The 7,546-nt window shown below is 74.3% G+C and carries 8 protein-coding genes; 4 read left to right on the top strand and 4 right to left on the bottom strand.

Features of this window, described 5'->3' with window-relative positions; all coding sequences use genetic code 11:
- Positions 1-92: 92 nt before the first annotated feature.
- Together GL263_RS17140 and GL263_RS17135 are read left to right on the top strand one after the other, a co-directional pair.
- Positions 93-1,187, top strand: coding sequence for a methyltransferase (locus tag GL263_RS17140; protein WP_182856600.1), 1,095 nt, complete (start codon positions 93-95; stop codon positions 1,185-1,187).
- Between the two features lie 76 nt (positions 1,188-1,263).
- Positions 1,264-2,685 (top strand): DUF2254 domain-containing protein, encoded by a 1,422-nt coding sequence (locus tag GL263_RS17135; protein ID WP_182856598.1) that lies wholly within the window; start codon positions 1,264-1,266, stop codon positions 2,683-2,685.
- A gap of 234 nt (positions 2,686-2,919) precedes the next feature.
- Here GL263_RS17135 and GL263_RS17130 read toward each other — a convergent pair whose 3' ends face one another.
- Positions 2,920-3,405: an NUDIX domain-containing protein gene (locus GL263_RS17130; protein WP_323379442.1), complete on the bottom strand. Its 486-nt coding sequence runs from the start codon at positions 3,403-3,405 to the stop codon at positions 2,920-2,922.
- Between the two features lie 136 nt (positions 3,406-3,541).
- On the bottom strand, positions 3,542-4,201 hold the full coding sequence (gene snpA, locus GL263_RS17125; RefSeq protein WP_182856597.1) for a snapalysin: 660 nt from the start codon (positions 4,199-4,201) through the stop codon (positions 3,542-3,544).
- Positions 4,202-4,449: 248 nt separating this feature from the next.
- Here snpA and GL263_RS17120 point away from each other — a divergent pair, with 248 nt between their 5' ends.
- Positions 4,450-5,412, top strand: coding sequence for a LysR family transcriptional regulator (locus GL263_RS17120; RefSeq protein WP_182856596.1), 963 nt, complete (start codon positions 4,450-4,452; stop codon positions 5,410-5,412).
- 60 nt (positions 5,413-5,472) lie between these two features.
- Here the strand turns inward: GL263_RS17120 and GL263_RS17115 are convergent, their stop codons facing one another.
- Together GL263_RS17115 and GL263_RS17110 are read right to left on the bottom strand one after the other, a co-directional pair.
- Positions 5,473-6,009, bottom strand: a complete 537-nt coding sequence (locus GL263_RS17115; RefSeq protein WP_182856595.1) for an SRPBCC family protein — start codon at positions 6,007-6,009, stop codon at positions 5,473-5,475.
- 102 nt (positions 6,010-6,111) lie between these two features.
- Positions 6,112-6,714 (bottom strand): CGNR zinc finger domain-containing protein, encoded by a 603-nt coding sequence (locus tag GL263_RS17110; protein ID WP_182856594.1) that lies wholly within the window; start codon positions 6,712-6,714, stop codon positions 6,112-6,114.
- 91 nt (positions 6,715-6,805) lie between these two features.
- On the opposite strand from GL263_RS17110, the gene GL263_RS17105 reads away from it, so the two are divergent.
- Positions 6,806-7,546, top strand: a 741-nt coding sequence (locus GL263_RS17105; RefSeq protein WP_182856593.1) for a class I SAM-dependent methyltransferase, incomplete at its 3' end; no start/stop codon positions are given.

Below are 7,546 nucleotides of genomic sequence, written 5' to 3'. Positions count from 1 at the left end.
CCACAGCCCCACCCGCCACCCGGGCCGCCGGTGCCCACGCTGCTGCCGCCGACACTCCCGACGCCACCGACACCGCCCCGGTACGCGGCTGGCTGTCCCTGACCGGGGCGCCGCCGCCCCGCCGGCTCGTCGAGGCCGACGACACCCTGCGCGCCGACGCCGCCTTCAAGCTCGTCTGCGAGGGGACCGCCCTGCTCTGGCGGGGCGACTACCACGGCGCGCGACAGCTCCTGTCCGCGCTCGGCCGCCGCGCCGACCGGCATCCGGCCAAGCCCGGCGCCACACCCAGGGAGACCTTCCACCTCCACCGGCAGGCCCAGGGTCGCCGGGCCCGGCTGCTCGGCATGCTCCTGGTCCCCGTCGACCCGGGCTGGGTGGTGCCGCTGCGCCGCGCCCCCGACGTGCGCGAGGCGTGCGAGCACGCCTACGGACGCGCGGGCGGGCCTGACGGCCCCTGCGCGGTGTCGCTGCGGGAACTCCTCGGCGTGGTCGGCGGCTACGAGTGGCGTAGGAAGGGCGTCCCGGTTCCGGCGCTCGGCGGCGACCGGGTGCACCCGTACCACGGCGTGTTCTCCCCGGTCCGGGGCGAGTACGTCGACCTCGTCGCACGCGCGCCGCTGCCGGCCGACCACTCGCTCGCCCTCGACGTCGGCACCGGCACCGGGGTGCTCGCGGCGCTGCTCGCCCGGCGCGGCGTCGCCCGCGTCGTCGCCACCGACCAGGACCCGAGGGCCCTGGAGTGCGCCCGCGAGAACGCGGCCCGGCTCGGTGTCGCCGACCAGGTCGACGTCGTCGCCGCCGACCTCTACCCCGCCTCCCCCGACCCCGGCTTCCCGGGCTACCCGCTGGTGGTGTGCAACCCGCCCTGGCTGCCGGCCAAACCCACCTCTTCGGTGGAACACGCCGTCTACGACCCCGGTGGCCGCATGCTGCGCGGCTTCCTGGCCGGACTCGCCCCCGCGCTCGCCCCCGGCGGCGAGGGCTGGCTTGTCATGTCCGACCTCGCCGAACTGCTGGAGCTGCGGGCGCCGGACGAGCTCGCGAAGCTGATCGCGGACGCCGGTCTCACCGTGGTCGGCCGGCTCGACGCCGCCCCCCGCCACCCCAAGGCCGCCGACGCCGGCGACCCGCTGCACGCCGCCCGCGCCGCCGAGACCACCACCCTCTGGCGACTCGCGCGCCGCTGAGTGGCCGACACCGGTTCGGCTCAGCGGCGACCCCCGCCCGGAAGCGCCCGGCGGGCGTTTCGGTGACCGTGGACGGGTGAGAGGAAACGGGTCGCGCCGCCGCACGGGCGCACTGTCACGGCTGCGCAAGCGGGTCCGTGAGTCGTTCCTCGTGGTGCCGTTCCTCGGCATCGCCGCCGGCTGGACGCTCGCCACGGGGGCCGTGGTCGCCGACGAGCTGATCCACGAACTCGGCGAGCGGCTGGAAGGGCTGGAGGTCGCGGACCTCTGGTTCTTCCGCGCCACCGCCGAGTTCGGGGCCTCGGCCAAGGACGCCGTGCAGACGATGAGTTCGGCCATGCTGACGTTCATCGGTGTGGTCTTCTCGATCACCCTCGTGGCGCTCCAGATGGCCGGCGGCCAGCTCTCGCCGCGCATCCTCCGGCTCTACGTGGAGAGCTGGGTGACCAAGCTGACCCTCGCGCTCTTCCTCTGCACGTTCCTTTACACCCTGCGGATGCAGCGCGAGTACGGCCCGGCCACGGCGGCGACGCAGGACTCCGTCACCCCGTACGTGGGCTACGCGCTGGCCATGGGCTTTGTGGTGGCCAGCCTGGCCATGTTCGTGGTGTACGTGCACTCCACGATCCGGCTGATGCGGGTCACCCACGTCCTCGACCTCGTCACCGCCGAGACCCTGCGCATGCTGCCCTCCCGCTGGGTGCGCGGCCCCGCCGTGGACCCGCCCGAGGAGCCGTCGGACCACCAGCCCGGACCCGGCGGCGAGACGGTCGGCGGCCGGGGAGCGGCGCCCCGGGCGCCTGCGGAACAACCCGAATGGGGGCCGGACGACCCCGGCGGGGTGCTCGTCCACAACGGGCCGCCCGGCGTGCTCCAGGCGGTCCACCTCGACCGTCTGGTGGCGCTCGCCAGGGCCGACGACGTGTGCCTGCGCCTGGTGCCGAGAGTGGGTGACTACCTGCCCACCGGCGCCCCGCTCTTCCGCTGCCACGGCGGCGAACCGCGACGCCGCGCCGAACTGCGGCGCTGCGTGGACGTCGGCGCGGACCGCACCATGGAACAGGACGTCGCCTTCGGCCTGCGGCAGCTCGTCGACATCGCCGCCCGCGCCCTCTCCCCGGGCGTCAACGACCCCACCACCGCCGTCCAGGTGCTCGACCGGGTGGAGGTGGTGCTCGCCGGACTCCTCACCCAGCCGCTCGGCGACCAGCGGCACCGCGACCACAAGGGCGTCGTGCGCCTGGTCGAGCCCGTGCCGACCTGGTCGGAGCTGCTGGACCTGGCACTGACGGAGATCCGGGACTACGGCGCCGCCAGCCCGCAGGTCAGCCGCCGGCTCGTGGCGCTTGTCGCCGATCTGCTGCTGCTCAGTCCGCCCTCCCGGCGGCCCGCGCTGGAACGCCAGTGGGCGCTGCTGCACGAGGCGGTCGCCGCCGCCGTGCCGGACGAACGCGCGCGCCGGTTCGGGCTCACCCCCGACCGCCAGGGCCTGGGCTGACCCGCCCTGAGCCGGCCGGACGGATCACCCCGACACCGACTACCGGCTCACGCCCGGTGTACCCGACGTCGAGACCTACCGCATGCTGCGGTGCGGTGCGGGGCTCGGGCGACGCGTCATGGCCGTCTCTTCCGCTGACCCCGCCCGCCCGGTCGACAAGCCGCGCCGCGAGGTCCCGGTCGATCGGCGGCGGGTCGATCGGCGGAGTGTCCGTCGACGTGTCCGGCCGGTGGTTCATGACGGGGGCTCCTGCCAGCCGGTGAGGACCACCGAGGGGCGTCCGGCGTGGTAGCCGGCGACGGCCTCGGCCGCCGGCGCGTACGTCTCCTCGGGTGGCGCCCCGATCGGGACCCACGCGAGCTGCGAGTGCTTTTCCGGCTCGCGGTTCACCGGCACGCCGGACCAGCGGGTCGTCGCCAGCACGACCGTGAGGAAGCCGCCCGGAGCCTCCGCGCCGGCCCGGCCGTGCACCACGTGCGCGAGCCGCAGGTCGGGCGCGGCGACCACCAGACCGGTCTCCTCCCGCAGCTCCCGGACGGCTGAGAGGGTGATCGGCTCACCCGGTTCGTTCTTGCCGACGGGCAGGTCCCACCTTCCGGGTGCCACCTTGGCGTTCGGACCGCGTCTGAGCATCAGCACCCGGTCGGAGTCGCGGTCGTGCACGATGACGGCCGCGACGAGCAGGGTCGTGGCGAGTGTCGGCGTGGGGGAGTGGGACACGGCGGGCCTCTCCGGGCAGGGCGGCGGCGGTCGTCGGTCAGCGTCGCAGCCGCCCCGGAGGCCGCTCAACCGGTTTTCCCCGGCCCGGTGCCCCTTCCGCCACGCACGACGGAAGGGGCACCGCGAGCACTGACCGTCAGGGCAGCTTGACGCCGAGATCCTTCGCGTACGCGGACACCGCCCGCGCCCAGCGGGCGTTCACCCGGTTGATCTCGTTCCGGTTCGGATAGGCGTTGGTGCAGGACGGGCCGGGCCCGCCGCCGGACATCAACTCGCTGCACGGACCCCGGTAGTTGTCGGGCAGGCCGAGCACGTGACCGGTCTCGTGGGACGTGACCCGGGTGGAGTTGTAGACCTGGTTCTGCCGGTAGTCGAGGAAGATGTAGCCCCGGCCCCGGCCGTCGGTGTACGCGTAGGAGCCGCGCGGGTCGTTGCCTTCGCGGTAGGTGAAGTCGGGGTTGCCGCCCTCGACGAGCCGTACGTTGCTGACCGAGGAGTTCCAGATCCGGGTGCTGGCGGCGATCTGGTTGCGGAAGGTGGGGGCGCTGGCGGCGCTGTAGGTCACGGTGACCGCCGTGGCCCCCGGGTTCTCGGCGTGCTTGCGCAGCGCCGACTTCATCACGGCCTCGAAGAACGCCCGGTTGCCCGCCTCGTCCTCGGCGGCGGTGCCGGCGTAGCCGAGGTGGGCGCGGTCGCCCTGGGGCGCGGTGGCGGTGGCGCTGCCCGGCACCGCAGCGAGGCCGGCGGCCAGTCCGAGTCCGAGCGCGGCGGACAGCACGGTCCTGAGGTGTTTCATGGGGGGTGGTCCCTTCTTCGTGTCTCCGCGTCCCGGCCGCCGGTGTGGGGTGGGCGGCCGGGGGTGCGGAGTGACGTCGGGTTGCCCCGAGTGTCGGGCACGACGGCTGTCGTGGGGGCTATGCCATCCGGCGATAGCCCGGCCGTATCACCCGGCCCCTACGGGTTGTTCGACGGTCATCCCAACTCCGTTGCACCGCACGGTCGTTGACCTGGTCGCGATGCGGAGTCCGCCGCTATGCTCCGGCCGTGGAGCTCGAAGTCAGGCACCTGCGCGCGCTGTGCGCCATCGCCGACACGGGCAGCGTCCGCGCGGCTGCCCGCCAACTGGGGGTGACCCAGCCGTCGCTGACCACCCAGCTGCGGCGCATCGAACACGCCCTCGGCGGCCAGTTGTTCGTCCGTGAGCGGTCGGGAAGCGAGCCCACCGCGCTCGGCCGCAGCGTGCTCAGCCGGGCGCGGCCGCTGGTCGCCGAGATGGCGGCGCTGGTCGCCGAGACGCGGGCGGCGGCGCTGCGGTCCGGGAGCGCCGGCCGGCTGCGGGTCGGCGGCACGGGCAGCACCGGCAGTCGCGCGGTCGCCGGGTGGCTTCGCCGACTGCGCGCCCGGCACCCGGACCTGGGGACCACGATCCGCATCGACGTCTCCGCCAACCGGCTGCTGCGCGAGGTGGCGCAGAACCGGCTCGACGTGGTGTTCGTGCACGAGGTCACGGGCTGCCCGCTGCGGCTGCCGCCCGGGGTGGCCGTCCGGGTGCTGCTGGACCGCGAACCGCAGTTCGTCGCCCTGCCCGAGAGTCATCCCGCCGCGGCCCACGCGGAGGTGCCGCTGTGTGAACTCGCCGGCGAGCGCTGGATGGTGGACCCGGCGGCGGACGGCGAGTGGGACGGGCTGCTGCGAGCCCTCACCACCGCGGGGGAGACCCCGCGCCTGGTGTGCGGGGACTACCTGACCGCCGGCGACCTGGTCGCGGCCGGTGAGGTGCTGATGCCCTGCCAGCCGACGACCGTGCCCCGGGCGGGGGTGGTCACCCGGCCCCTGGCCGGCGACCCGCTCACCGTCCGCCTCCTGCTGGCGTTCCGCGCGGGGGAGCGGACCGCCGAGGTGGACGCGGTGTTCGAGGATCTGCGCGCCGCCTACCGGGAGGTCGCACACGCGAACGCCACCTACCGCGACTGGATCGCCCTGCGCGGCACCCCGCTGGCCGTCTGACCCTCTCGGCCCGGGCCCGGTGAGCGCGACCGCCCACGGGCCCGGCGTTCCGGACGGTGCTCAGGCGCGACCGAAGCGGCTCTCGTACTCCTTGAGCAACTGGGACTGGCGGCGGCCCACGGACACCTTCGGCTCCCTGCCCTCCAGCGTCGCCTTCAGCAGGTCCAGGCAGATGTGCCAGCCGGCCGCGTTGCGCACGGCCCACTCGCGGCCCTCGAAGGAGGCGGTGAGCGTCAGCCGGCAGCGCCGCTCGCCCTCCGCGTCGTCCCCGCCGGCCGTAGCCCCCTCGCCGTCCTCACCGTCCTCGGACAGCTCCACCCGGATAGTGTCGCCGTCCCAGGTGAACGCGAAGACGGACGGCTCGTCGAACTCCAGGACGGTGCCGTGCGTCGGCGGCTCCTCGTCGCCCTCGAAGGTGAACGTCAGCTCGGTGCCGGCGGCGGGTTCACCGTCGGCCCGGTCGACGCGGGCGGGGAACCAGCCGCCCATCAGCTCCGGGTCGGTGACGGCCCGCCACACCTCGCCGCGCGGATGGCGGTAGTCGCGCTCGAAGCGCAGGGTCTGCCGGTCGCCTTCGCTGTGCAGGGTCGCGGTCACGGTTGCCTTTCTTGTTCGGTGGCAGCCCGTTCGATCGGCGCCACGTCCGGGTGGCGGCCCGTCCGGGCGGTCGGCCGTCCGTCCGGAGACGGACCGCCCACCCTACTTGTCGTCCGCCGGGCGTCCGGCGGTGGTGCGGCGGCCGCTCTCGGCGCGTTTGCGGGCGCGATAGGCGGCGACGTTGGCGCGGGTGGCGCACCGGTCGGAGCAGTAGCGGCGGGAGCGGTTGGTGGAGGTGTCGATGTAGGCGTTGCGGCAGGGGTCGGAGTTGCACACGCCGAGCCGGTCCACCCCCAGCTCGGTCAGGCTGACGGCCAGGCCCATGCAGGCGATGGCCGCGTAGCCGGCGCCCGCGTTGACGGGGTTCTCGGCGAGGTGGAGGTGCCAGCGCGGGTTGCCGTCCTCGTCGCGGTAGTCGTGGCCGGCGATCTGCGGGCTCGCCGGGTACTCCATCAGCAGGGTGTTGAGCAGGTCGACGGCGCGGAACTCGTCCTGCTCGCCGGCGGCGGCGAAGACCGCGCGGAGCCGGGCGCGGACGGCCCGCAGCCGGTTCACGTCGGCGTCCGAGACGCGGCGGGCGGCCTGCCGGTGGCTGCCGAACAGCTCCCGCACCACCTCGACGGAGGTCAGGGTGTCGGTGCCGCGTTCGGGCTCCTCGGTGTTCACCAGCCGCACGGCGAAGTCTGCGTAATAGGTCAGTTCCACTTGTGATCCTTACGGCTACTGGTTACAGTCAGGGCCGGGAGAGGTAAGGGCCGAACGTTGGTCCAGCCTATTACGTCACCGAGGGGAAGTCATGGCGGACACCACCGCACAGCCCGACTGGCAGGCCTGGCAGCGCAGCTGGGACCGGCAGCAGGAGCACTACCTGCCGGACCGGGAGGAACGCTTCCGCACGATGCTCGACGTCGTCGAGGCCGCCGTCGGCCGCACGCCCCGCGTCCTGGACCTCGCCTGCGGCACCGGGAGCATCAGCGACCGACTGCTGGCCCGCATGCCCGACGCGCGCAGCACCGGCGTCGACCTCGACCCCGCACTGCTCACTCTCGCCCGCGGCCACTTCGCGGACGACACGCGCGTCGAGTTCGTCCGGCTCAACCTCCGCGACGCGGACTGGACCGGCCACCTCCCGCACCGCGAGTACGACGCCGTACTCACCGCGACCGCCCTCCACTGGCTGACGCACGGCGAGCTCGTCGCGCTCTACGGGCGCATCGCGCGTGTGCTGCGCCCCGGCGGTGTCTTCCTCAACGTCGACCACATGCCCGACCCCACCACCCCCCGCATCGACGAGCTGATGGCCGTCCACGACCGGGCCCGCCGGGCGGAGGAGAAGGAGCGGGGCGTGCTCGACTGGGTCGACTGGTGGCGGGCGCTGGAGGAGGAGCCGAGCCTGGCCGAGCTCGTCGCCGAACGGCACCGCGTCTTCGCCGACCCGGCGGACGGCGACCACGCCGCCGACCAGATGCAGTCGCCGGCGTGGCACGTGGAGGTGCTGCGGCACAGCGGCTTCACCGAAGCCCGCACGGTCTGGGCC

This window comes from Streptomyces durbertensis, assembly GCF_014156695.1.
Taxonomy (GTDB): domain Bacteria; phylum Actinomycetota; class Actinomycetes; order Streptomycetales; family Streptomycetaceae; genus Streptomyces; species Streptomyces durbertensis.
This window is presented reverse-complemented; position numbering and strand designations above follow the sequence as displayed.

Coding starts and splice junctions, on each gene's coding strand:
- snpA (WP_182856597.1), bottom strand. CDS start 4,201: ATGAAACACCTCAGGACCGTGCTGTCCGCCGCGCTCGGACTCGGACTG.